Origin of the sequence: Pseudomonas sp. SWRI50, from assembly GCF_014269095.1 — a bacterium.
Classification (GTDB): domain Bacteria; phylum Pseudomonadota; class Gammaproteobacteria; order Pseudomonadales; family Pseudomonadaceae; genus Aquipseudomonas; species Aquipseudomonas kermanshahensis.
In genome coordinates this window covers 162,639-185,554 of sequence record NZ_JABWRW010000004.1, presented here as the reverse complement: position 1 = coordinate 185,554, position 22,916 = coordinate 162,639, and the positions used below count along the sequence as shown (strand labels likewise).

The 22,916-nt window shown below is 62.3% G+C and carries 19 protein-coding genes; 10 read left to right on the top strand and 9 right to left on the bottom strand.

Features of this window, described 5'->3' with window-relative positions; all coding sequences use genetic code 11:
- Window positions 1-128: 128 nt before the first annotated feature.
- The 5 genes from HU750_RS06355 to groL all read left to right on the top strand — a co-directional run bounded on the left by HU750_RS06355 (window position 129) and on the right by groL (window position 4,841).
- Window positions 129-1,139, top strand: a complete 1,011-nt coding sequence (locus HU750_RS06355) for a DUF481 domain-containing protein (protein ID WP_027594035.1) — start codon at window positions 129-131, stop codon at window positions 1,137-1,139.
- A 210-nt stretch (window positions 1,140-1,349) separates the two neighbouring features.
- Window positions 1,350-2,081, top strand: a complete 732-nt coding sequence (locus HU750_RS06350) for a HugZ family pyridoxamine 5'-phosphate oxidase (protein ID WP_027594036.1) — start codon at window positions 1,350-1,352, stop codon at window positions 2,079-2,081.
- Between the two features lie 64 nt (window positions 2,082-2,145).
- A complete protein-coding gene (locus HU750_RS06345) occupies window positions 2,146-2,610 on the top strand; it encodes an FxsA family protein (RefSeq protein WP_027594037.1) in 465 nt (154 codons plus the stop codon).
- A gap of 245 nt (window positions 2,611-2,855) precedes the next feature.
- On the top strand, window positions 2,856-3,149 hold the full coding sequence (locus HU750_RS06340; RefSeq protein WP_012274036.1) for a co-chaperone GroES: 294 nt from the start codon (window positions 2,856-2,858) through the stop codon (window positions 3,147-3,149).
- Between the two features lie 48 nt (window positions 3,150-3,197).
- Window positions 3,198-4,841 (top strand): chaperonin GroEL, encoded by a 1,644-nt coding sequence (gene groL / locus HU750_RS06335; RefSeq protein ID WP_085273632.1) that lies wholly within the window; start codon window positions 3,198-3,200, stop codon window positions 4,839-4,841.
- A 181-nt stretch (window positions 4,842-5,022) separates the two neighbouring features.
- Here groL and HU750_RS06330 read toward each other — a convergent pair whose 3' ends face one another.
- Window positions 5,023-5,751 (bottom strand): phosphatase PAP2 family protein, encoded by a 729-nt coding sequence (locus HU750_RS06330; protein ID WP_186677716.1) that lies wholly within the window; start codon window positions 5,749-5,751, stop codon window positions 5,023-5,025.
- 181 nt (window positions 5,752-5,932) lie between these two features.
- Between HU750_RS06330 and colR the strand changes: the two genes are divergently transcribed.
- The 5 genes from colR (at window position 5,933) to HU750_RS06305 (ending at window position 9,636) form a co-directional block, all read left to right on the top strand.
- Entirely contained in the window at window positions 5,933-6,616 is a 684-nt protein-coding gene (colR, locus tag HU750_RS06325) for a two-component system response regulator ColR (RefSeq protein ID WP_003255215.1), read from the top strand.
- A complete protein-coding gene (locus HU750_RS06320) occupies window positions 6,606-7,916 on the top strand; it encodes a sensor histidine kinase (RefSeq protein WP_186677699.1) in 1,311 nt (436 codons plus the stop codon). Before colR ends, HU750_RS06320 begins: the two co-directional genes overlap by 11 nt.
- Before the next feature lie 107 nt (window positions 7,917-8,023).
- Window positions 8,024-8,704 carry a class I SAM-dependent methyltransferase gene (locus tag HU750_RS06315; protein ID WP_027594041.1) on the top strand — a complete coding sequence of 227 codons (681 nt, stop codon included), beginning with the start codon at window positions 8,024-8,026 and terminating at the stop codon, window positions 8,702-8,704.
- 6 nt (window positions 8,705-8,710) lie between these two features.
- The gene (locus tag HU750_RS06310; RefSeq protein WP_099430356.1) at window positions 8,711-9,412 is read left to right on the top strand and encodes a lipopolysaccharide kinase InaA family protein; all 702 of its coding nucleotides are present in this window, start codon (window positions 8,711-8,713) and stop codon (window positions 9,410-9,412) included.
- Window positions 9,409-9,636, top strand: coding sequence for a hypothetical protein (locus tag HU750_RS06305; protein WP_099455225.1), 228 nt, complete (start codon window positions 9,409-9,411; stop codon window positions 9,634-9,636). The genes HU750_RS06310 and HU750_RS06305 overlap by 4 nt, the downstream gene beginning before the upstream one ends.
- Before the next feature lie 179 nt (window positions 9,637-9,815).
- Here HU750_RS06305 and HU750_RS06300 read toward each other — a convergent pair whose 3' ends face one another.
- From HU750_RS06300 to HU750_RS06265, 8 genes are all read right to left on the bottom strand, one after another.
- On the bottom strand, window positions 9,816-12,872 hold the full coding sequence (locus tag HU750_RS06300; protein ID WP_186677688.1) for a multidrug efflux RND transporter permease subunit: 3,057 nt from the start codon (window positions 12,870-12,872) through the stop codon (window positions 9,816-9,818).
- A gap of 12 nt (window positions 12,873-12,884) precedes the next feature.
- Complete coding sequence (locus tag HU750_RS06295; RefSeq protein ID WP_186677686.1) at window positions 12,885-14,063, bottom strand: efflux RND transporter periplasmic adaptor subunit; 1,179 nt, start codon at window positions 14,061-14,063, stop codon at window positions 12,885-12,887.
- Between the two features lie 270 nt (window positions 14,064-14,333).
- Window positions 14,334-15,431: a DUF1513 domain-containing protein gene (locus HU750_RS06290; protein ID WP_186677684.1), complete on the bottom strand. Its 1,098-nt coding sequence runs from the start codon at window positions 15,429-15,431 to the stop codon at window positions 14,334-14,336.
- A gap of 2 nt (window positions 15,432-15,433) precedes the next feature.
- Window positions 15,434-16,498, bottom strand: a complete 1,065-nt coding sequence (locus HU750_RS06285) for an imelysin family protein (RefSeq protein WP_099430352.1) — start codon at window positions 16,496-16,498, stop codon at window positions 15,434-15,436.
- Window positions 16,499-16,517: 19 nt separating this feature from the next.
- Entirely contained in the window at window positions 16,518-17,945 is a 1,428-nt protein-coding gene (locus HU750_RS06280; RefSeq protein ID WP_186677682.1) for a di-heme oxidoreductase family protein, read from the bottom strand.
- A gap of 260 nt (window positions 17,946-18,205) precedes the next feature.
- Window positions 18,206-19,540: an imelysin family protein gene (locus tag HU750_RS06275; protein ID WP_027594049.1), complete on the bottom strand. Its 1,335-nt coding sequence runs from the start codon at window positions 19,538-19,540 to the stop codon at window positions 18,206-18,208.
- 147 nt (window positions 19,541-19,687) lie between these two features.
- A complete protein-coding gene (locus tag HU750_RS06270) occupies window positions 19,688-21,739 on the bottom strand; it encodes a putative bifunctional diguanylate cyclase/phosphodiesterase (protein ID WP_027594050.1) in 2,052 nt (683 codons plus the stop codon).
- 266 nt (window positions 21,740-22,005) lie between these two features.
- On the bottom strand, window positions 22,006-22,602 hold the full coding sequence (locus HU750_RS06265) for a superoxide dismutase (RefSeq protein WP_027594051.1): 597 nt from the start codon (window positions 22,600-22,602) through the stop codon (window positions 22,006-22,008).
- Between the last annotated feature and the right edge of the window lie 314 nt (window positions 22,603-22,916).

The following is a 22,916-nucleotide window of genomic DNA, read 5'->3' as shown; positions in this document are numbered from 1 at the left end:
AACCGGACCAATGGTGACGGTAAATGAGTGTTGAACTCAATCGCAGGCTCCCGGTCTGTCCTTGCTCTGGTTGTCGGTATCTGGATAATGCCCGGCTTTTTTCGTCGAATCGAACCTGTAGTCCGCTTATGTATTCTAGATCCTTGTTGTGCCTGCTAGCTGCTTCCCTGTGCGCCGCGCCTGCGGTTGCCGACACCGTGTGGATGAAAAACGGTGATCGTCTCAGTGGCAAGATCAAAGTCTTCGACGGTGGCAAGCTGCTGCTGGAGACCCCTTATGGCGGGTCTATCGCGCTGGACTGGAAAGCCGTCAAGACCTTGGAAAGCGACCAGGAACTGCTGGTCAAGCAGGACGCCTACAGCGGTGAGCGGGCCAAATCGCTGAAGGCCGCCGAAGACGGCAAGGTCACCCTGGCCAACGGCGAGGCGCCCAAGACCGTCGACCTGGCCAGCATCGAACAGATCATGAAGCCCAAGCCGGTGGTCGAAGACCTGGTCTGGAAAGGCAACGTCGATGTTGCCCTGGACTACAAGCGTGCCGAGAACGACACCGACGACTATGACGTGGGCTTCAAGACGACAGCACGTCATGGCCGCTGGCGGCACAACGCCGAGGGCGAATACAACCGCGAGAGCAAGGACGACGTCACCACCACCGATAACTGGAGTGCCGAGTACGCCCTCGACCGCTTCATTACCGAGAAGTGGTTCTGGCAGGGGCGCATGGAATACAAGCGCGACCACATCGAGGACCTGGCTCGCCAGCGTACCGTGGGTACAGGCCCGGGCTACCAGTTCTGGGACGACGAGCTGGGCGCGTTCTCGCTGGGCTCGCTGATCAACCGTACCGATTTCGAGTACCAGGACGGCGCCAAGGACAACTTCTATGCAGCGGCGGTCAAGTGGGACTACACCCGCTACCTGATCGGCAAGAACGTGCAGCTGTTCACCAATGGCGAAGTCGCCAAGCCGCTGGGCAACGTGGCCGACTACTCGCTGGATGCCGAGGTTGGCCTGCGCTACAAAGTCACCGAATGGGCCTCGCTCAACCTCAAGGCTGAGAAGGACATCATCAGCGGCACGCGTGACAGCGACCTGGACAAGACCCGCTACACGGCAGGCTTTGGCGTGACCTGGTAACTGTAGGAGCGGCCTTGCGTCGCGAAAGGGGCGCGAAGCGGCCCCGAAGATCTCAGCTTCAATGCAGAAATTGCCGGGGCCGCTTCGCAGCCCTTTCGCGACGCAAGGCCGCTCCTACACCGTCGGCATAATGGCGAAGCTGCCTGTGGCAGCGGCGGGTGATAATGCTTATCTTGTCACCCATCCAGTCCGCCGCCAGGAGCGCCCTTCGTGAGTAACAAAGCCATCCGCCCCGCCCGGGAACTGCTGCTCAAGGAATACCGCGGCGTGCTCTCGACCCATTCCAAGTCCATGCCTGGCTTCCCGTTTGGTTCCGTCGTGCCGTATTGCCTGGATGCACAGGGCAACCCGCTGATCCTCATCAGCCGCATCGCCCAGCACACCCATAACCTGCAAAAAGACCCTAAATGCTCGCTGCTGGTCGGTGAGCGTGAAGCCGAGGATGTGCAGGCGGTCGGCCGCCTGACGGTAATGGCCGAAGCACACAAGCTGGTGGATGAAGCTGCCATCGAGGCCGCTGCCGAGCGCTACTACCGGTACTTCCCCGACGCGGCCAATTACCACAAGGCCCACGATTTCGACTTCTGGGTGCTGCAGCCCGTGCGCCACCGCTACATCGGCGGCTTTGGCGCCATTCACTGGCTTGACCACGTGACCCTGGCCAACCCGTTCGCGGGCAAGGCCGAGGCGAGCATGATCGAACACATGAACAGCGATCACGCCAATGCCATCGCCCATTACGTCGAACTGACCGACCTGCCACGCACAGCCCCTGCGCTCATGGTCGGGGTCGACAGCGAAGGCATGCACCTGCGTATTGGTCAGGGCATCTACTGGCTGCCGTTCCCAAGTCTTTGCAATACGCCGACACAAGTTCGCGAAGCGTTGGTTTTACTGGCTCGCGCCGACCAGTGGCCGGTTGCTGCTGAAGTAGAGGGTTGAAATTGGGAGCGGTCGCATCCATCTGAGGTCTTATTGGAAGGTCTCTTCCGTCGAGGAATCTTTGATGCGTGCTTTTCTACTGTTGCTTCTGCTGTTTCCTGTGCTGGAGCTGTTCGTCTTCGTCAAGGTCAGTGCGGCCATCGGGTTTTTCCCGGCGCTGCTGCTGATCATCGCCGGTTCGGCGCTGGGTGTGCTGGTGATGCGCGTGGCCGGGCTGGCCACCGCACTGCGTGCCCGTGAAAGCCTGCAGCGCGGCGAACTGCCCGCTGAGGACATGTTCCAGGGGATGATGCTGGCGGTGGGTGGCGGCTTGCTGCTGCTGCCAGGTTTTATCAGCGACGTGCTGGGCCTGATCTGCCTGTTGCCATTCACCCGTCACCTGGCTGCGCGCAAGATGCGCCAGCGTGCCGAAGAGCAGGCCATGCGCCAGCGTGCGTTTCAGGATGATCCGTTCCAGGCGCAGCCGCCGCGTGATGCCGGCCACCGCCCCAACGTGATTGAGGGCGAGTACGAGCGCCGCGACAAGTGACATTCAGGGGCCGCATCGCGGCCCCTGTTCTTTTTCCGTTCAGCGCTGATTAAAAATTTTCCGTATCAAGCCTTGTAATTGCCTATGGCGGCCTCATGTATGGGTCACCGCAAGGTTTCTGGTGGCGACACCAGACATAACTCAGGTGGTTCGCCCCGCGCGGGCCACCCCGGCAACGCCGGACCGCATCAACCCGCCGGTGTCGATACCGGCCGATGAAAACCACAATTTGGGAGAGATCGACAATGAAGCTTCGTCCTCTGCATGACCGCGTAGTCATCCGTCGCAGCGAAGAAGAATCGAAAACCGCTGGCGGTATCGTCCTGCCGGGTTCGGCCGCTGAAAAACCAAACCGCGGCGAAGTTGTCGCCGTTGGCACCGGCCGCATCCTGGAAAATGGCGAAGTACGCGCGCTGGCCGTGAAAGTGGGTGACAAAGTGGTTTTCGGCCCTTACTCGGGCAGCAACACCGTGAAAGTCGACGGCGAAGACCTGCTGGTAATGGCCGAGAACGAAATTCTCGCCGTTATCGAAGGCTGATTTCCCCGATTTCCCGTTATTCCAAAGAATTTCAAGGATTAAACGATCATGGCTGCTAAAGACGTAAAATTCGGCGATTCCGCCCGTAAAAAAATGCTGGTTGGTGTCAACGTTCTGGCTGACGCAGTAAAAGCGACCCTGGGCCCGAAAGGCCGCAACGTGGTCCTGGCCAAGAGCTTCGGCGCACCGACCATCACCAAGGACGGCGTTTCCGTTGCCAAAGAAATCGAGCTGAAAGACGCCTTCGAAAACATGGGCGCCCAGCTGGTCAAGGAAGTCGCTTCCAAGGCCAACGATGCAGCCGGTGACGGCACCACCACCGCTACCGTTCTGGCTCAAGCCATCGTCAACGAAGGCCTGAAAGCCGTCGCTGCCGGCATGAACCCGATGGACCTGAAGCGTGGTATCGACAAGGCCACCGCCGCTGTCGTCGCCGAGCTGAAAAACCTGTCCAAGCCATGCGCCGACTCCAAGGCCATTGCTCAGGTAGGCACCATCTCCGCCAACTCCGACAACTCCATCGGTGAAATCATCGCCGAAGCTATGGAAAAAGTCGGTAAAGAAGGCGTGATCACCGTTGAAGAAGGCTCGGGCCTGGAAAACGAACTGTCTGTCGTAGAAGGCATGCAGTTCGACCGTGGCTACCTGTCGCCGTACTTCGTCAACAAGCCGGACACCATGGTTGCCGAGCTGGAAGGCGCGCTGCTGCTGCTGGTCGACAAGAAGATCTCCAACATCCGTGAGCTGCTGCCAGTGCTGGAAGCCGTTGCCAAGGCCGGCCGCCCACTGCTGATCGTTGCTGAAGACGTTGAAGGCGAAGCGCTGGCTACCCTGGTCGTCAACAACATGCGCGGCATCGTCAAGGTTGCTGCGGTCAAGGCACCTGGCTTCGGCGACCGCCGCAAGGCCATGCTGCAGGACATCGCGGTCCTGACCGGCGGTACCGTTATCTCCGAAGAGATCGGCCTGTCCCTGGAAACCGCTACCCTGGAGCACCTGGGTAACGCCAAGCGCGTCATCCTGTCCAAGGAAAACACCACCATCATCGACGGCGCTGGCGTCGACGGTGACATCGAAGCACGCGTCAAGCAGATCCGTGCCCAGATCGAAGAGACTTCCTCGGACTACGACCGTGAGAAGCTGCAAGAGCGTCTGGCCAAACTGGCTGGCGGTGTTGCCGTGATCAAAGTCGGTGCTGGCACCGAAGTCGAAATGAAAGAGAAGAAAGCCCGCGTTGAAGACGCCCTGCACGCTACCCGTGCAGCCGTTGAAGAAGGCGTGGTGCCTGGCGGTGGTGTTGCCCTGGTTCGCGCCCTGAGCGCAATCGTTGACCTGAAAGGCGACAACGAAGACCAGAACGTCGGTATCGCACTGCTGCGTCGCGCTGTTGAAGCCCCGCTGCGTCAGATCACTGCCAACGCCGGCGACGAGCCAAGCGTTGTGGCCGACAAGGTCAAGCAGGGTTCGGGTAACTTCGGTTACAACGCTGCTACCGGCGAATACGGCGACATGATCGAGATGGGCATCCTGGACCCAGCTAAAGTGACCCGTTCGGCACTGCAAGCTGCTGCTTCGATTGGCGGTCTGATGATCACCACCGAAGCCATGATTGCTGATGCTCCGAGCGAAGCTCCAGCTGGCGGCGGCATGCCAGACATGGGCGGCATGGGTGGCATGGGCGGCATGATGTAAGCCAGCCTTACCCCTAGCGTCATAAAAAGCCCCGGCTCGCGAGAGCCGGGGCTTTTTTTGTGCTTCGGTGGTGAACATTGGGGCTGCTTTGCAGCCCGTTCGCAGCGCAAGGCTGCTCCTACAGGTTGCTTTTTGTGGGAGCAGCCTTGTGCTGCGAATGGGCCGCGCAGCGGCCCCTCACTCAGGCAACACTGGCCTCCACAGCAGGCGCCTCAACCCGCCTGCGCCGGTACAGCACCAGGTAATACGACCCCAACCCGATCAACCAGCAGAACACCGCCGTCCACACGTTGTGCGACAAGAAGTGCGCCCCTTGCATCATCCGCCCGACCGACAGCACCGAACCGGCGACCAGCGCTACCCCCAACGCCACCCGTGCCAGGCGCGGGCGTCGGTCACGCAGCGCAAAGAACAACGCGAACAGGCAGAAGCCGGTCGCAGCATGCCCGCCCGGCCAGCACAGCCCCGGCTTGTCGGTGGCGGGGCGTGCCTCCAGCAGCTTGCTGTAGGTTTCCTTGCCGCCGAACTGGGTCAGGCTCCAGGGGCACTGCACTTGGGTGACCTTCTTCAGCGGTGTGACAAACGCTGTGGACAAGCCCAGCGCCAACACCAGGCAACCCAGCTCCCGGCGCCAACCGAACAAACGCTTCCAGAAGAAACTCACGGCAAAGGTCAGCAAGGCCAGCAGCCCCAGCAGGATCACCACCTGCTTGACCCCATCATGCAGTACGTTTTCCAGCACATAGCTGTGCCGGCCGATGAATTGCCCGGCAGCCGGGTCGAAGAACAGGTTGGCCACGTCCATGTCGACCGAGGTCAGCTCAAGCAGGATCAAGGCCACTGCCGTCACCAGAGGAATGCCCAGGTACAGCCAGAGATTGATCGGGCGAGGGCGGGTACGTTCGTGCATGACGACTCCAGGGCGCAAAAAAGATCGGGCATTATCGAGTGGGCGCTATCCTGTGTCCGTGAAGGATCGGTGAAAAAACTGTCAACTCCGGTGAATTTTCCCCAGGGGTGGCACAGTGCAGGCATTGGCCTTAAGCTGCGCCTGCCGCGCACCATAGCGAAGCGCCGCACAGGAGAACCCGATGCGCATTCTATTGGTTGAAGACAACCGCGATATTCTTGCCAACCTGGCCGATTACCTCGGCATGAAAGGCTACACCGTCGATTGCGCCCAGGACGGGTTGTCGGGCTTGCACCTGGCGGCCACCGAGCACTACGACCTGATCGTCCTCGACATCATGCTGCCCGGCATCGATGGCTATACCCTGTGCAAACGCCTGCGCGAAGACGCCCGGCGTGACACCCCGGTGATCATGCTCACCGCCCGCGATCAGCTGGACGACCGCCTGCAAGGCTTCCGCTCGGGTGCCGACGATTACCTGCTCAAGCCGTTTGCGCTGTCGGAGCTGGCCGCGCGCATCGAAGCGGTGCTGCGCCGTGCCCAGGGAGGTGGGCGTCGCACCTTGCAGGTCGCCGACCTGAGCTACGACCTCGACACCTTGGAAGTCACGCGCCAAGGCCGCCTGCTCAAACTCAACCCGGTCGGCCTCAAGCTGCTTGCCGTGTTGATGCAGAAAAGCCCACACGTGCTGCGACGCGAAGTACTGGAAGAAGCCCTGTGGGGCGACGACTGCCCTGACAGCGACAGCCTGCGCAGCCATGTGCACCAGTTGCGCCAGGTGATCGACAAACCGTTCGAAAAACCGCTGCTGCATACCGTCCATGGCGTCGGCTATCGCCTCGCCGAGGGCCGCGATGGAGTTTAAGCAAAGCCTTGCCCAGCGCATCATCATCGCCTTTGCGTTGATGAGCGCGCTGGTGGCCGGCGCCTTCGCCTTCGGCATCGTCGCCACGGTGCACCTGGTTGAAGAGCGGCTGATTTCCAGTGTGCTGGGCGGCGACCTGCAACGCCTGTTGCGCATGGACAGCGTCAGTGACTGGAGCCATCGGCCGCGTCCGGACCAGCTGTTCTACTTCAGTGGCGGGCGTGACGATTTCGAGTTGCCCAAAGACTTGCGCCACCTCGACAGGGGCTTCCACGAAGTGTTTCGCGACCAGCTGTCGTACCACGCGATGGTCGAGATCGTCGATGGTCGGCGCTACGTACTGCTGCAGGACCAGAGCGACTTCGAAGAGCGCGAGCGTGTGCTGTTCGCTGTTGTGGTCGTCGGCTTTGTGCTCAGCCTGGTGCTGGCCGTGATCCTGGGCTGGCTGGTGGCGCGCCGGGTGATGGCACCGGTGATCCGCCTGGCGCGTCAAGTGCGCCACCGCGACCAGCTACTCGGCCTGGCACCGCCGCTGGCACCCGATTACGCGGCCGACGAAGTGGGCCAGCTGGCTGTGGCCTTCGACGACACGCTGGGCCGCTTGCGCGACGCCTTGACCCGCGAGCGGCTGTTCACCAGCGACGTCAGCCACGAGCTGCGAACCCCGCTGATGGTGCTGGCCACGTCGTGTGAGCTGCTGCTGGAAAACCAGGCACTGGACCCGCGTGCACGTAGCCAGGTCGAGCGGGTGGCGCGGGCGACCGAAGAAATGCGCGAACTGGTCAAGACCTTCCTGATGCTTGCCCGCGCCCAACGCGATGAGGGTGCCGTGGCCTCCCAAGCGACCTTGCGCGAGGTTGCGGATGAACTCACTGGGGTTTGGCGCGAAACGATCGAGCAGAAGGGGCTCACGCTGTATTTCGACGGCCGTGTCAGCGCAAGCCCGGTGCTGTACAACGCCACCTTCCTGCAATCGGTGATGGGCAACCTGCTGCGCAACGCCGCGCACTACACCGACAGCGGTTACATTCGCCTGAGCCTGGAAGCGAATGGGTTCAGCGTCGAGGACAGTGGCGTGGGCATCCCCGAGGAGCAGCGCGAGGCGATGTTCAAACCCTTCGTGCGCGGCGCTGAGCGGCGTGGCGAAGGGCTGGGCTTGGGCTTGTCGCTGGTGCAGCGCATCTGTGACGACCAGGGGTGGCGCGTCACCCTGACCTCGACCTTGCCGCACGGCTGCCGCTTTCAGGTGGACCTGAGCCAAAGTGTGGAGAAGGGCAGCCCTTCGGGGTTGGTCGGGTAATTTTTGGTAATACCTCTCCAAAGAACTAACACTTTTTTCACATTGGCATAACCTGATTCCAACGCTTGCTTACCTAAGGTGAGCGCACTGGAGTCAGGAGATGCCCAATGCGTAGCCCCATCAAGCTTGAATTTTCCGAGAAATACGACAAAGACCACGCGCGCGAGTATTTTCTCAAGCATCAGGATGGCCTGGCCCGACGCCTTTCCCACAAGCGCGATGAGCAGTTGGCACGTCGCGCCTTGGCGTTGGCCGGTGAGCCGGGCCTGGTCCTTGACCTGCCCTGCGGTGCTGGGCGCTTCTGGCCGTTGCTGGCGGAAAAACCCAACCGAGTCATCATCGGCGCCGACAACTCCGAGGCGATGATCGAGACAGCCTGTGCCGCGCAACCGCCAGAGGTGGTCGCCCGGGTACGCCCCTTGCAGACTTCTGCGTTCGCCATTGACCTTCCTGACAATTCGGTCGACAGCATTTTCTGCATGCGGCTGTTCCATCACATCGGCGAAGCGGCCCACAGAAAGACAATTCTTTCGGAATTTCAAAGAGTTAGCCGTGATAGTGTGATTCTGTCGCTGTGGGTGGACGGCAACTTCAAAGCTTGGCGCCGGAAAAAGCTCGAGCAGCGTCGCAGCGCCAAGGCCGAGCAGGACAATTACCAGAATCGTTTCGTGTTACCAGCGGACACGGTCGAAGAAGAATTTGAGGCCGCCGGTTTCAGAATCCAGGAACGCTTGGACTTCCTGCCGTTCTATGCCATGTGGCGAGTCTATGTATTGCGTAAGGGGTAGTGTTTGATGGCTGTAGCCCAGAGTGGGGAGTCGCGGTTCGATTTTTACTGGCGCCAGCAGGGCGAATGGGTCGAGGAACCCAACCAGCGGCGTGGCGGCGAAAGTGGCGTGCAACGCCTCAACGATGCCAACGGCAAACTGCTGTATGCCAAGCGCCAGGTCGGGCACATCTACCGCAGCCTGCTGCACCCCTTTGGCCGGCCGACCGTTTTGCGTGAACTCGATGCCATCAACAGCTTCGAGCAATTGGGTGTACGTGTTCCGCACATCGTCTTTTGTGGTGCCGAGCGCGATGCCGATCATCAATGGCGCGCGCTGCTGGTCAGCGAAGCGCTGGATGGCTTTGTCGAGCTCGACACCTGGCATGCCGAAGGTGCCCGCGAGCGTTACCCTCAGGCGGTGCATGAGCGCATGCTCAAGGACCTGGCGGATAACCTGGCGCGTATGCACCTGGGGCACTGGCAGCACGGCTGCCTGTACGGCAAGCATGTGTTCGTCAAGGTGATCGGCGAGGGCGAACAGGCCCGGGTCGAAGTCGCTTTGCTGGACCTTGAGAAGTGCCGGCGGCGCATCAGCTGCCAACGTGCGGCGGCGAATGACCTGCGTCAGCTGCGCCGCCACTCGTCGTTCACTGATGCGGAATGGCAGACATTGCTCTATTTTTACCAAATGGCGTTTGGCAGCGTTGTCAAAGGGTTAGGGCAATGAAACTAGAAATCGCTCGAGCTTTGTTCCTGGTGGCTGGATTGGCCGTGACCACCGTGGCGGTGGCTGCCTGGGAAGAGCCGAAGCCGACGGTGTTCAGCAAGGCCGAGATGGCTGACCAGTGCGCTTTGCCACGTGTGGCAAAGCCGCAGGAACAGGTCAAGCCGGACCAGGACCTGTTGCTGTTCCTGTTCGGTATGCGTCAGGGATTGCGGCCGTTCGGCTGAACCTGGGTGGTGCTTGAAAACCAGAGGCCCTGCATAGCGGGGCCTCTGGTTTTTTTGGTTGTGAGTGCCGTCGGCCAACTACGATTCCGGTAGGAGCAGCCTGGTGCTGCGAAGAGGCCGGTGAAAACACCCTGAATCTTCGCTGCTGCTACCGGCCTCTTCGCAGCACCAGGCTGCTCCTACCGGGCAATGTCAGCTGGCACAGGTGCCTTGGCCACCGTCTTGTGCGCCAGCAAGGTGTAGATGCAAGGCAGCACAAACAAGGTAAACAACGTCCCGATCGACATCCCGGTCGCAATCACCGTGCCGATATCGAACCGGCTCACTGCCCCTGCGCCGGTCGCCAGAATCAACGGCACCATGCCAAACACCATCGCCGCCGTGGTCATCAGTACCGGCCGCAGGCGGATGGCGGCCGCTTCCTCGATTGCCTCACGCACGCTCAGGCCTTTTTCTTCGCGCAACTGGTTGGCAAATTCGACGATCAGAATACCGTGCTTGGTGATCAGCCCGATCAGTGTCACCAGCCCGACCTGGGTATAGATGTTCATGCTGGAAATACCCAGGAACAGCGGCAACAGCGCCCCGCAGATCGACAACGGTACGGTCACCAGAATCACCAGCGGATCGCGGAAGCTTTCGAATTGCGCCGCCAGCACCAGGAAGATGATCGCCAGCGCCAGGCCGAAGGTTACCCACAACGCGCTGCCTTCCTGAACATACTGGCGCGCCACCCCGGCATAGTCGAAGGCGAAGCCTTCCGGGGCTTCTTCGCGGGCGATGGCCTGCACGGTCTGCAGCGCTTCGCCCAGGCTGACCATGGGCACGCCTTGGATGATGGCCGAGTTCAACTGCTGGAACTGGTTGAGCTGGCGCGGGCGGGCGCGGTCGCTGAGGGTGATGAGGGTCGACAGTGGCAGCAATTGGCCCTGGTCGTTCTTCACGTAGTAGTTGTTGAGCCAGCCGGGGTTGTTGCGGTACGGCCGCTCGACCTGGGCAATCACCTTGTAGCTGCGGCCCTCCAGGGTGAAACGGTTGATTTCCCCCTCGCCCAGCAGGGTGGCCAAGGTGCCGCCCAGGGCGTCCATCGAGACGCCCATCTGTGCCGCTTTGGCCCGGTCGATGTCGACCACCACTTCCGGTTTGTCGAAGGCCAGGTCGATGTCGAGGAAGGCGAACTTGCCCGATGCCTGGGCGCGTGTCTTGATACGTTGGGCCACGTCCAGCAGGGCCGGGTAGTCCCCCGCGGTGTTGATCACGAACTGGAACGGCAGGCCCTCACCGGTACCGGGCAGCGACGGCAGGTTGAAGCCGAAGATCTGCAGGCCGCCGATTTCTTCAAGTTTGGCCTGCACCAGCGGCAGCAGCTCCATCTGCGTGCGCTCGCGCTCGTTCCAGGGCTTTAACAGGAAGCCGCCAATGCCGCTCTGCACACCGTTGAAACCGTTGATCTGAAACGACGAGTAATACTCGGGGAAGGCTTTGAACAGCGGCGTGAACTGGTCGGTGTAGGCGTTGAGGTAGTCGAGGTTGGCCGGCTGCGGTGAACTGCTGATCATGAAGATCACCCCTTGGTCCTCGTTGGGCGCCAGCTCGTTCTGGGTGAATTTGAGCAGTACCGGGATCAGGCACAGGACAATCACGGCGAACACCAGCACCACCGGCCGGCTGTCCAGGGTGGCGTGCAGCAGGCGCTGGTAGCGCACCTTGAGGCGCTCGAACAGCAGGTCGAGGCGATGGGCAAGGCCCGAGGGGTTCTGTTCCTGGCGCAGCAACAGCGCGCACATCATCGGTGACAGGGTCAGGGCGACGACGCCGGAGATGATCACTGCACCGGCCAAGGTCAGGGCGAATTCTTTGAATAACGCGCCTGTGAGCCCGGTCAGGAAGCCGATAGGGGCATACACCGCGGCCAGGGTGATGGTCATCGACACCACCGGCATGGCGATTTCCCGTGCACCTTCAAGCGCCGCGTCGAACGGCGTCTTGCCTTCTTCCATGTGCCGGTGGATGTTCTCCACCACGACAATGGCATCGTCTACCACCAGGCCGATGGCCAGCACCATCGCCAACAGGGTCAGCAGGTTGAGCGAGTAGCCCATCATCTGCATGAAGAACAGCACGCCGATCATCGACAGCGGGATGGTCACCACCGGGATCAGCACCGAGCGCAACGCGCCGAGGAACAGGAACACCACGACGATGACGATCAGCACCGCTTCGCCGAGGGTCTTGATCACCTCGTCGATGGAGGCCTGGATGAACAACGTGGCGTCGTAGGCAATCGACACCTTCAGCGCCGAGGGTAACTGGCTTTCGAGTTCCGGCATGATGCGCCGGACTTCCTTGATCACCTCCAGCGGGTTGGCGGCCGGTGTGGCCTTGATGCCGATGTAGACCGAAGGGATGCCGTCGAACGAACTGACCGTGTCGTAGTTTTCTGCACCCATTTCGACCCGTGCCACATCGCCCAGCAGCACCCGGCTGTCGCCGCTGGTCCTGACTGGCAGGGCAGCGAACGCTTCGGCAGACTTGAGCTCGGTGCTGGCATTGATGCTGGTGACCACGTACTCGCCTTTTACCTCACCGGCGGCCGAGAGGAAGTTGTAACGGCGCACGGCGTTGGTCACATCGGTGGCCGAGAGGCCGTAGCCGGCCAGTTTCACCGGGTCGATCCAGATGCGCATGGCGAACACCTGGTTGCCGAGGATCTCCGCTTCGGCCATGCCCGGCAGGGTGGCCAGTTTGGGTTGGATCACTCGGGACAGGTAGTCGGTGATCTGCGGGTTGCTCATTTCCTTGCTGTAGAAGCTGATGTACATCAGCGCCGAGGCGTCGGCGGCCTCTTTGCTCAGCACCGGGTCTTCGGCGTCTTGCGGCAGCTTGTTGCGCACCTCGTTGGCCTTGGCCAGCAGTTCGGTGAACAAACGGTCACTGTCGGCGCCGACGCGCGCATAAATGGAGATGATCGAGAAGTTCTGCCGACTCACCGAGGTCATGTAGTCGATGCCTTCGGCGCTGGCCAGGCTCTGTTGCAGCGGCTGGGTGATGTAGCCCTGGATGGTCTCGGCGTTGGCACCGGGGTACGCGGTAGTCACCGTGATCAGGGCGTTTTCCATCTGCGGGTACTGGCGAATCTGCAGTTTGCTCCAGGCCTGAAAGCCCAGCAGCAGAATCAGCAGGCTGACGACGCTGGCCAGGACCGGGCGACGGATGAACGGGTCGGTGAACGCCATGCCTGCCTCCTGTCAGTCGTTGTGCGGGGTGCCTTGATCAGCCTTGCCTGGGTCAGGAGCACCTTGCTCAGGTGTGAGCGCCTTGTCCTGGCTGATGCGGATCGCCGCGCCGGGTGTGAGCTTGAGTTGCCCAGCGGTGACCACCTGCTCGCCGGCCTGCAGGCCCTTGCTGACCACCACCACGCCGTCGCGGCGCTCGCCCGTCTGCACGGTGCGCTGCTCGGCGATGAGCGGGGGTTGGCCGTCGTCGGTTTTTTCCGGGTTGCCGTCCTTGTCCTTTTTCGGGGTGGCGACATACACCGAGTTGCCATAGAGGGTGTAGGTGATGGCGCTTTCCGGCACCACCACCCGCGGCTGTGGCGCGGGCAGCAGGATCAGCAGGTTGGCGAACATGCCAGGCAGCAGCTTGCCGTCAGGGTTGGCCAGGGTTGCGCGGGCCAGCAGGTTGCGGGTGCTTTCCTCGACCTTGGGGTTGACGGCGCTGAGGCTGGCGGTGAAGGTCTGGCCCGGGTAAGCGGCGACCTGCACCAGCACCTGCTGGCCTAGGCTCAGGTGCGGCAGGGCCTGCTCGGGCACGTTGAAGTCGACGTAGAGGCTGGACAGGTCTTGCAGGGTGGCGATCACCGTGCCAGCGGCCAGGTAGTCGCCGACATCCACCTGGCGAATGCCGATGGTGCCGCTGAAGGGCGCACTGATGCTTTTTTTGGTCTTCGAGGCCTTGAGCTGATCGACCACGGCCTGGTTGCGCCGGTACTGGGCGGTAAGGCGATCGTACTCGCCACGGGAGATGGCCGAGTCGCCGACCAGCTGGCTGCCGCGGCCGAAATCGACCTTGGCCAGCCCCAGGTCGGCCTGGGCGGTGCCGAGCAGGGCGGTTTCCTGTTCGTCATTGAGTTGCAGCAACAGTTGCCCGGCCTTGACCTTCTGCCCGGAGTCGAAGTGCAGGCTTTTGACGATGCCTTCCACCTCAAGGCTCAGCTCGACGCCTTGCAGGGCCTTGAGGCTGCCGACGGCGGGCAGGCGTTCTTGCCACTGGCGTTCTTCGGCCAGCGCTGCCGCCACGGTGATCGGCGGCTTGGGGGCTGTGAACACCTGGATCTGCTGGTAGATCGAGAAGGCCTTGTAGCCCCCCAGGGCCAACACGATCAGCAGAACGACGGCCAACATGATGAGCATGCGGCGGCGAAGCATAGGTCCGGTTCCTTGGAAGCGTGGTTGTTATTCGTTATGACACGACAACGGGCGATCCTGCCCACGTGTGGATGGGGGAAGTATTGACTGTTTTTTGTAAGTGGGGGAAAGGAATTGAACCGCTAATTTTACGCGGTCCCTGTAGGAGCGGCCTTGCGTCGCGAAAGGGCTGCGTAGCGGCCCCAGCAATTTCTGCATTAACGCTGAGATCCTGGGGCCGCTACGCAGCCCTTTCGCGACGCAAGGCCGCTCCTAGAAGGCCGGTGATAATCAGGCCAGGTGCAGGTGGTTGTCCCAGAACCCGGAAGGCAGGTCCATCGGTTGCCCGATCAGCTCTGCCTTGCGGCAATCGTAGAACCGGCAACGCCCCTGCCCGGAGGTGACGACAAAGCCATCCTTCACCGCGCCAACCCCTGCGCAATCTGGCATCGGCGCATCCAGCTTCACCGCGCCGCTGTCCAGGTCCCAGACAAACAACCGGTTGGCCCGCGGCGCCGTCAGCGCCACCAGCCGCAGGTCGCTGTGAATCGCCACGCTGGCGGTGTACTGGGCCATGGCCTGCAACTGCCGCTCCGGCACGGGGAAGGCCTTGAACGGCTCGCCCGGGCGCTTGATCGCCAGCAGCTCGGCGGTTTCGTCGGCGTCGCCCATGAATTGCTGGCAGGCGGCAATGGTGCCGTCGTCGCCAATTGCCAAGTGACGCACGCTGTTCATTTGCTGGGCGAGGGTTTCTTTGCTCAGCAGGGTGCCGTCGCGCTGCATCAGGACCAGGCTTGGTTGCATGGCGTTGAGGTTCATCTCCACGCGGCTCTCGGCCTCGGTGCGGATGCCACCGTTGGCCACCACCAGGGTTTCCCCGTCCGGCAGCCAGGCCACTTCATGCGGGCCGATGCCGTGGGTCGACAGCTCGCCGCTGTGCACCAAGCGTTCGCCTTCGAAACGGTACACACCGAGCACGCCGCGACCCGGGTCGGTAGTGTCGTTCTCGGTGGTGTACAGCCATTCCCCGCCCTTGTGGATGACCGCATGGCCGTAGAAGTGGCGGTTGGGCTGCGAGACCACGGTTTGCAGCAGCCGCCCATCGCGCAGGTCGACCAGGTAGCTTTCGGTACCTGGGCGGCGGGCGACGAACAGGGCGATCGGCAGCGTTGGGTGGTTGATGATGGCATGGCAACGCTGGGCAACCGGGGTGCTGAACACCTGGGTGCCGTCCAGGCGGAACCCGACGGCGTAATGCTTGCCATCGCCGTCGTCGCGCGCCGAGAGCAGCAGGGGTTTGCTGCCTTTGTTGCGGAACAGGCTCCAGCCGCCCAGGGTGAGGGCGCTGAGCAGTACGCTACCGAGTTTGAGGGCCTGGCGTCGCAGCATGATCAGTCACCGTCGTTGGCATTGAAGCCCAGCTGGATGTTCAACGCCTTGGCCAGCTCGCCTTCGTGCAGGCGGTGGACAACGTTGAGGCTGTCGTAGATCTGGTTGAGGGTCTGCTTGCCGGCGTCGTCGGCCAGCAACTCGCCGAGGGTTTTCTGATTGTCGGCCAGCTGTTTGAGCGCGGTGGCGTAGGCGTCGTCGATCTTGTCTGCCAAGGCTTTCTGGTCGCTGCCCAACAGGCCACGCAAGCCTTTGTTGTCGACCCCGACCCAGACCGCCTGGGCGGCCTTGAGGCTGGCCTCCAGGCTTTTGAGCGAAGCGTGGCTGCGCCAGGCTTCGGCCTGCAGCGGCTGGGCAATGCCCTTGCTCTGGCGGCCCATGGGGGCGCCAAGCTTCTTCTTCAGGGTATCCAGGGCGGTGACCTGGGCGCGCAGCAGGTCGGCGATGGCCTCGTGGGAATCGGCGTAGCGCTGGTTGGGGAACTTGGTCATCTGCGAGAGCATGCCGTCGGTGCTGTTCCAGCCCTTGAGGATCTCTTCGGCCAAGGCCTTCTGGTGCTCGGCGATGGCCACCAGCAGTGGGCAGTAGCGGGCTTTCTGCTCTGCCGTGGCAACGTCTGGCTTGCTGTCGAAGAGGATGTACTCGTAAGCCGACAGGCCGCGCACCACGACGCTGGCCTTGCCCAGGGCAGCGGCGTCGACGGGTTTGTCACCGTTGACCAACTGCTCGACCTGGCGGCCGACCAGGTTCTTCTTGTCGGGCCAGAACTGCACCTGCCAGGCGCGGTTGCCTTCGGCCAACGGGCCGACCAGCAACGGTTGCAGCTCGGCCCAGGCTTTTTGCGCAGTGAGGAAGTCGGCGCGGGCGGTGTCCAGGTTCGCCTTGCCTTCGCAATAGGCCAGGGCGCTGACGGCCAGCTGGCGATCGGCTTCGACCCAACGGCTGTAGGTCGGCAGGATCACCTGCTTGGCGATGGCGGCGGAGGTCACGGCTTGCGGGTCCTGCGGCGAGCAGGCACCGAGGGCGAGTGCGGCGAGGCTGGTGAACAACAGTTTGGGTCGGAACATGCCCGGCTCCTTGCGCGTTTTAAAGTGAGTTCAGGAAAGCCAGCAGCGCAGCACGCTGCTCGGCATTGAAGGTGAGGACGAAATTACGTGCCGCTTCGGCTTCGCCACCGTGCCAGAGCACGGCTTCGAGCAAGTTGCGGGCGCGGCCGTCGTGCAGGAACTGGCTGTGGCCACTGACCGTTTCACTCAGGCCGATGCCCCACAGCGGCGGGGTGCGCCAGTCCTGGCCATTGGCCGCGAATTCGGTACGTTCATCGGCCAGGCCCGGCCCCATGTCATGCAACAGCAGGTCGCTGTAGGGGCGGATCACCTGGCCGGCCAGCTCAGGTTCGGCCGCGTTTGCGGCGGTGGTGAACTGCGGGGTGTGACAGCCCTGGCAACCGGCCTGGAAGAACAGGTTCTTGCCTGCCAGCACCTGCGGCGCACCCACGTCACGACGGGCAGGCACACCCAGGTTGCGGGTATAGAAGGTGACCAGGCGCAGGATGTTGTCGCTGACTTCCTTTTCGCCCCCCATGCCATCGCCATTGGGCGCGGCCAGGCAGTCGACTTGCGCTGCGGTGCAGTCGTCCTTGGGTTGCAGGGTGGAGGTCAGGCCCATGTCGCCGGCAAACGCATGGACGTTCTGCTGGTTGACGTTGGGTTGCCCGGCTTTCCAGCCGAAGCGGCCCACCACGGTCTTGCCCTGGGCATCATCCCAGACCCGGTTGGCTCGCCCGCGGATGCCGTCGCGGTTGCGGTCGTCCGGGTCTTCGTTGGCGAGGATGTCGGCTTCGGGGATGGCTTCGAGCAGGCCGAGGCCGATCATCGGCGGCGCAACGCGGGCCGAGAAACGGGTGTCAGGGTGCATTGCCCCGTAGCCCAGCTGGGTGATCTGCAAGCTGGGCCGACGCAGCTCGACCTGGTGGCCGTCCTTGAACGTGACGGCCTGGTTGGCGTAGGTCACGCGGACCTTGCCCTCCGGCGCCACGCCGGGGATTGCCATGTCCTGCAACTGGGTGCCGTACACGGGCTCGGGGACCACGCCCAGGCGCTCGACCACCTTGGCCAGGTAAGGCTGGTCGGGGATCGACAGGCGCACCAGCATCGACACCGCGTTGCTGTCATCGAGCTCGGGTGGGTGACCGCGGCCATCGCGCACGTGGCAGTTCTGGCAGGCATTGGTGTTGAACAGCGGGCCGAGGCCATCACGCGCGGTGGTGGTGGACGGGGCGATCACCCAGGGGTTGCGGAAAAAACTGTTGCCGACGGCGAAGTCCAGGCGCCGCTCGGGCGAAAGGTTGGCCGAGGGCAGGGAATAGGCATTGCGATCGCTGCGCTGCACCGTCGCCTTGCCACCCGACAGCGCTTCGCCGGGCTCTGCCTGGGTGAAACGTGGGGCGTCGTCACAGGCGGCGAGGGCAAAGGCCAGCAGCAGGGGAGAGAGTCTGAACAGCGACGAGGACATCAAGGATCCTGGGCGTGAGCGAAAAACCGGCGTGCAAGCTTAGCAAAGTGGGGATGTTTGAATAAGAGCAATTTGCAATTGCTGGATGAAATCAGTGTCAGCTACATCTGTTGCCTGTGCCGGCCTCTTCGCGGGTAAACCCGCTCCCACACAGATCTCAGGAATCATGCCGTCCTGGTGGGAGCGGGCTTGCCCGCGAAAGGGCCAGAAGCAAAAAAGGCGACCCTAAGGTCGCCTTTTCCAGAACCGCTACAGCCGAATCAGAACTCGTGATCCGCAGTATCCGGGTTCAGGTTGGCGATGCCCAGCTTGCCTGCAGCCTGTTCGATCGCGCCGGTCTGCTTGACCAGCGAGGCGATGGCGTCACGCACGACCTGGTTGCCAGCGGCGTTGTCGGCAGCGATCAGTTGGTCGTAGTGCTCGCCTTTCAGGGCGTGGTCGACGATCACCTGGATCTTCGCTTCGGTGGCTTCCAGGTCGGCCTTCAGGGTGGCGTCGGTAGCCGGGTCAACCTTGGCCACCAGCGACGACAGGCTCGGGCCGGTCAGTTTGGTGCCATCCGGGCGGGTGTACTCGCCCAGGTAGACGTTGCGGATACCCTTGGCGTCGTAGAAGTGCGAGTAGTGGGTGTTGTCGCTGAAGCAGTCTTGCTCGTCTTCAGGCGAGTTGGCTTCCAGCGAGACCTTCATGCGCTCGCCCGCCAGTTCGCCCAGCGACAAGCTGCCCATGCCGAACAGCATCTTGCGCAGGCCGTCGTTGACCGGCTCGGCTTCCAGGGTGGCGCGGTAGTTGTCGGCAACGTTCGGTGCCCAGTTGCCGACCATCTCTTCGAGGTCCTTGACCAGCAGGTCGGTGGCCGCCTTCAGGTAGGCACGACGGCGGTCGTTGTGGCCGCCAGTGGCACCGTTGCCTTCCAGGTAGTCGGAAGCAGGGCGGTTGCCGGCACCTGGGCCGGTGCCGTTCAGGTCCTGGCCCCAGAGCAGGAATTCGATGGCGTGGTAGCCGGTGGCGACGTTGGCTTCGGAACCGCCCAGCTCGTTCAGGCTGGCCAGCTTCTCTGGGGTGATGTCCTTGACGTCGACCTTCTCTTCGCCGACCTGGATCTCGGTGTTGGCGATGATGTTGGCGCTGGCCGCCGGGTTGCCCAGGGCGTGCTCGTAGCTCTTGTCGACGTAGTCGATCAGGCCTTCGTCCAGGGGCCAGGCGTTAACTTGGCCTTCCCAGTCGTCGATGATGGTGTTGCCAAAGCGGAAGGCTTCGCTCTGCAGGTAAGGTACGCGCGAGGCGGCCCAGGCGTCCTTGGCGGCTTTCAGGGTTTCGTCGTTGGGCTTGGCCAGGAACGCGTCGACAGCCGTCTGCAGGGCCTTGGCGGTGCTCAGCGAGTCGCTGTACACGGCGAAGACCATGTCGGCGTAATGCTTGACCACGGCCTTGCCGGCCGCTTCATCGACAGCCCCAGGCGCGGCGGCGGTGGTGCTGGCGGCAGCAGGCGCTTGAGCTTGCGGAGCAGCGGCCTTGTCATCCTTTTCGCCACATCCGGCGAGCGCGATGGCGATGGCCAGCAGACTGGCGGAGGCCAGAGGCATTCGAATCATTGTTGGTTTCCCTGCGTCGTGTGGTTGGACCGTGCGCCATGGCACGCGAAACCGCAACATCATGCGAAAGATTTGCATTTGCTGTAAAGAGGCGAGCGCGCAATTCATGTAAATGCCCGTCACGGCCTGTAACCGGGGCCGCCAGGGCTACAGCATGGACACCTGATTGCGCTGTGCCTGCTTTAGGTAACTGGTCAGCTCGCGGGCCGACAGTGGCTTGCTGTAGTGGTAGCCCTGACCCTCGTGGCAACCCTGGGCGATGATGTAGGTCTCCTGCTCGGCGGTTTCCACGCCTTCAGCGATAACCTGCATGCCCAGGCTTTTGCCCAGCTGGATGATGGCGCGCACGATGGTGGCGTCGTCATCGTCGTCGAGCAGGTCCTGGACGAAGCTCTTGTCGATCTTGATCTTGTCCAGCGGCAACGACTTCAGGTAGCTGAGCGACGAGTAGCCGGTACCGAAGTCGTCAATGGCGATCAGTGCCCCGGAGCGGCGCAGGCTGAGCAGGTGCTGGGCGGCGGTGCTGATGTCTTCCATCAGGCCGGTCTCGGTCACTTCCAGCTCCAGGCTGCGCGGCGGCAGGCGGTAGGCCTGCAGCAGGTTGTTGACCACGCGTGGCAGTTCGCTGTGGTGCAACTGCACGGTCGACAGGTTGACCGCCATGCGCAGGTCGCTGAAGCCCAGGTCGTGCCATTCGCGCAGCTGCCGGCAGGCCTGGTCGAGTACCCATTCGCCGATGGTGATGATGTTGCCGTTCTGCTCGGCCAGCGGGATGAACTGGTCGGGCGGGACCATGCCCAGCTCCGGGTGTTGCCAGCGCAGCAGGGCCTCGACGCCAACCACGCGGTGGTCGCGGTAGCTGATCTGCGGCTGATACACCAGGTACAGCTGATTGCGCGGCAGGGCTTCGCGCAGGTCTTTTTCCAGCTCGCGGCGGCGGCGCATCTCACTGTCGACGCTGGCGATGTAGAACTGGTAACGGTTGCGTGAGCGGGCCTTGGCCAGGGTCATGGTCTGTTCGGCTTTTTGCAGCAGCTTCTCGGTGCTGTCGCCGTCTTCGGGGAACAGGGTGATGCCGATGGTGGCACGCAGGCGGATCTGCTGATGGTCGAGGTCGAAGGGCACCTCCAGGTCATCGAGGATGCTCTGGGCCAGCTCGGCAGCCTCATAGGGCTGCTCGATGTTGGCCTGAACCAGGGCGAACTGGTCGCCACCCAACCGCGCCAGCGCCCCCAGGCGGCCACTGTGGGCGCGCAGGCGGTCGGCCAGAGCCAGCAGCAACTGGTCACCGACCTGGTAGCTGAACTGCTCGTTGATGCCCTTGAAATCGTCCAGGCCTACGCACAGCACTGCGACGCGATGCTGCAGGCGGCCGCCATCGACAAGGATCTTGTCCAGCTGTTGCTGCAGTTGCTGGCGGTTGGGCAGGCCGGTGAGGAAGTCGTATTGGGCCATGCGTTGCAGGCTGTTCTCGGCCTCGTGGCGCAGGTGGGTATTGCGCTCGATGGAGGCGAGCAGCTGGTTGGCCGTGTTCACCCACAGGCCCAGTTCGTTTTTCTCGTGGCCCTTGAGCAGCGGGATCTGGTGCTGGCTGGGGCGATCGGGGTTGATCTGGGTAAGGTGCTCGATGATTTTCGACAGTGGCTTGGTCAGCAGCCAGTGGTACACCAGGTACAACACCAGGCCCATGGCCAGGGCGCGCAGCACGCCGGAGATGAAGATGATCACGGCGTTGATCAAAAAATCTTCGCCGTACGACGAGGTGTCGAGGGTGATGCTCAGGTCGCCGTAGTATTCGCTGTAGGGGCCGCGGCCGACCAGTTGGGTGGTGTAGGTGCGTTCCTGGCCGAGGATCAGGTCGGTCAGCCAGCGCATGGACATGTCCTGCAGCGGGCGGGACTTTTCGGCCAGCATGGTTTCGTTGGGGTGGCCGATGGACGCCATGCGCACCGATTCGTCCTGGAACAGGCCTTCCATCACCTGCATGCCCATCTCCCGGTCAAGGCTGTACACCGCCTGGGTAGAGGGGTCACGGAACATGTCGAGGATGCGCTGGGCATCGTTGTCGACAGCCTGGCGGGTCTTGTAGGTGTCGTAGACGATTTGCGCACAACTGAGCACGACGCCCACTGCGAGCGCCGACAGCAGCACGACCCTGAGCAACTTGACCGACAAGCTGTTCCGCAATTCCAGCTTCAATGGGGTTTCCTTAATCCATGCGCATGGCATCATTTTGCCATCAATGAAACCAATACACTATCGGCCGGTGTGCCACGGACACAGCGCGAGAAGCGGGGTTGTCCTGGGCAGTATATCGGTCGCCTGGCCCTGCAACTTGAGTGCGCTGTATCAAGTTTCCAGAGGTTTGATGTTAGCGTGCAATCCGTGCTGAGCAAGAGGCTGTTACAGGCCCATAAAAAAACCCGGCACCAAGGCCGGGTTCTTCGTTCAAGGCTGGATATGCATCAGGCCTTGAAGGTCTTGCCTTCGAACTGTTCGGCAACGAAAGCCCAGTTGACCAGGTTCCAGAACGCCTCGACATACTTCGGACGCACGTTGCGGTAGTCGATGTAGTAGGCGTGTTCCCAGACGTCGCAGGTCAGCAGCGGGGTGTCGCCATTGGTCAGCGGGTTGCCGGCGCCGATGGTGCTGGCCAGGGCCAGGGAACCGTCAGCTTTCTTCACCAGCCAGCCCCAGCCGGAGCCGAAGGTGCCGACGGAAGTCTTGGTGAACTCTTCCTTGAACTTGTCGAAGGAACCGAAAGCGGCGTTGATGGCTTCGGCCAGGGCACCGGTCGGTTGACCACCGGCGTTAGGCGCCAGGCAGTTCCAGTAGAAGGTGTGGTTCCAGACTTGAGCGGCGTTGTTGAAGATACCGCCCGAAGAGGTCTTGACGATCTCTTCCAGGGTCTTGCCTTCGAATTCGGTGCCTGGGACCAGGTTGTTCAGGTTCACGACATAGGTGTTGTGGTGCTTGTCGTGGTGATACTCCAGGGTTTCCTTGGAGATGTGCGGCTGCAGGGCATCGTGGGCGTACGGCAGCGGCGGCAATTCAAAAGCCATGGTGGATCTCCTGATTCAGGTCTATTTGCGGTTTGCGCAAGGCCGATCACGGGCGGCCCGATCAACGTCGGCGAGTTTGTACTCTTTGCGACGCGAGGGCTGGATCATAGCACCGGGCCCGGCGCATAACCACGCAACAAAGATAGGGAATAGAGGTTCCAGAGCGGTTGGCCGGTGCCGACCAGTGGTGTTTGTCGCGGTGTTTGTATCGCCTGTGAGATCGAGCGCCGCCCGCGCGGCGCATCGCGAGCAACGCTCGCTCCTACGTTTGTTTCGGGCCAGTCACGCCTGTGCCAGTGGGCGCGACCGCCTTG

Bases quoted from the DNA above. Each gene is read 5' to 3' on its own strand.
- HU750_RS06355 (WP_027594035.1), top strand. From the start codon at position 129: ATGTATTCTAGATCCTTGTTGTGCCTGCTAGCTGCTTCCCTGTGCGCC.
- HU750_RS06345 (WP_027594037.1), top strand. From the start codon at position 2,146: ATGCGTGCTTTTCTACTGTTGCTTCTGCTGTTTCCTGTGCTGGAGCTG.
- HU750_RS06340 (WP_012274036.1), top strand. From the start codon at position 2,856: ATGAAGCTTCGTCCTCTGCATGACCGCGTAGTCATCCGTCGCAGCGAA.
- groL (WP_085273632.1), top strand. From the start codon at position 3,198: ATGGCTGCTAAAGACGTAAAATTCGGCGATTCCGCCCGTAAAAAAATG.
- HU750_RS06330 (WP_186677716.1), bottom strand. From the start codon at position 5,751: ATGCACGAACGTACCCGCCCTCGCCCGATCAATCTCTGGCTGTACCTG.
- colR (WP_003255215.1), top strand. From the start codon at position 5,933: ATGCGCATTCTATTGGTTGAAGACAACCGCGATATTCTTGCCAACCTG.
- HU750_RS06320 (WP_186677699.1), top strand. From the start codon at position 6,606: ATGGAGTTTAAGCAAAGCCTTGCCCAGCGCATCATCATCGCCTTTGCG.
- HU750_RS06315 (WP_027594041.1), top strand. From the start codon at position 8,024: ATGCGTAGCCCCATCAAGCTTGAATTTTCCGAGAAATACGACAAAGAC.
- HU750_RS06310 (WP_099430356.1), top strand. From the start codon at position 8,711: ATGGCTGTAGCCCAGAGTGGGGAGTCGCGGTTCGATTTTTACTGGCGC.
- HU750_RS06305 (WP_099455225.1), top strand. From the start codon at position 9,409: ATGAAACTAGAAATCGCTCGAGCTTTGTTCCTGGTGGCTGGATTGGCC.
- HU750_RS06300 (WP_186677688.1), bottom strand. From the start codon at position 12,872: ATGGCGTTCACCGACCCGTTCATCCGTCGCCCGGTCCTGGCCAGCGTC.
- HU750_RS06295 (WP_186677686.1), bottom strand. From the start codon at position 14,063: ATGCTTCGCCGCCGCATGCTCATCATGTTGGCCGTCGTTCTGCTGATC.
- HU750_RS06290 (WP_186677684.1), bottom strand. From the start codon at position 15,431: ATGCTGCGACGCCAGGCCCTCAAACTCGGTAGCGTACTGCTCAGCGCC.
- HU750_RS06285 (WP_099430352.1), bottom strand. From the start codon at position 16,498: ATGTTCCGACCCAAACTGTTGTTCACCAGCCTCGCCGCACTCGCCCTC.
- HU750_RS06280 (WP_186677682.1), bottom strand. From the start codon at position 17,945: ATGTCCTCGTCGCTGTTCAGACTCTCTCCCCTGCTGCTGGCCTTTGCC.
- HU750_RS06275 (WP_027594049.1), bottom strand. From the start codon at position 19,540: ATGATTCGAATGCCTCTGGCCTCCGCCAGTCTGCTGGCCATCGCCATC.
- HU750_RS06265 (WP_027594051.1), bottom strand. From the start codon at position 22,602: ATGGCTTTTGAATTGCCGCCGCTGCCGTACGCCCACGATGCCCTGCAG.